Here is a 500-nt window from a genome sequence, read left to right as displayed (position 1 = left end):
AGCACGGTCAGGTCAAGCTGGTTCGGCCACCACAGGCGGTTGGTCATTTCGAACAGGACGGCATTGCCATCCACCTTGCCCCCACCCATCGGGCATTTCGTTTCGGCATTCATGGCAGTCTCCAATGCGGCTTCTGGTTGGCTTTCGCAGAGGATGGCATGGCGCGCTTGATCGGAGAAATGGATTAATCCGCGTAGAGTGATCGGGCGGCTAATATAAACGCGGGCGCGGTGGCATCATGCACTGGTCAAGATGCGAACCGGGCTCGGCTGCGCGGCGGCCGGCGGCGCGTCTTCGATCGGCCGCTTGGCATAACGACGCGCCAGCGTCGCGCAGACGAACAATTGCGCCTGGTGGAACAGCATCAGCGGCAACACGATCAAGCTGACCGCATGCCCGGCGAACAGGATCGTCGCCATCGGAATGCCGCCCGCCATGCTCTTCTTCGATCCGCAAAATACGATTGCGATCTCGTCCTCGGTTGAAAATCCCAGACGGCG

1 protein-coding gene is annotated in these 500 nt (G+C 60.6%); it reads right to left on the bottom strand.

Going from position 1 to position 500, the window contains the following annotated elements:
- Window positions 1–236: 236 nt before the first annotated feature.
- Window positions 237–500 (bottom strand): bile acid:sodium symporter (locus AACY52_RS30310; RefSeq protein ID WP_339561379.1); only part of this gene is annotated, 264 nt, incomplete at its 5' end.

Source organism: Pseudomonas sp. EA_65y_Pfl1_P113 (assembly GCF_963970525.1).
In the GTDB taxonomy this organism is placed as follows: domain Bacteria; phylum Pseudomonadota; class Gammaproteobacteria; order Pseudomonadales; family Pseudomonadaceae; genus Aquipseudomonas; species Aquipseudomonas tritici.
Note: the sequence above shows the minus strand (reverse complement) of the source record. Positions and strands in the feature narration are given on the sequence as shown.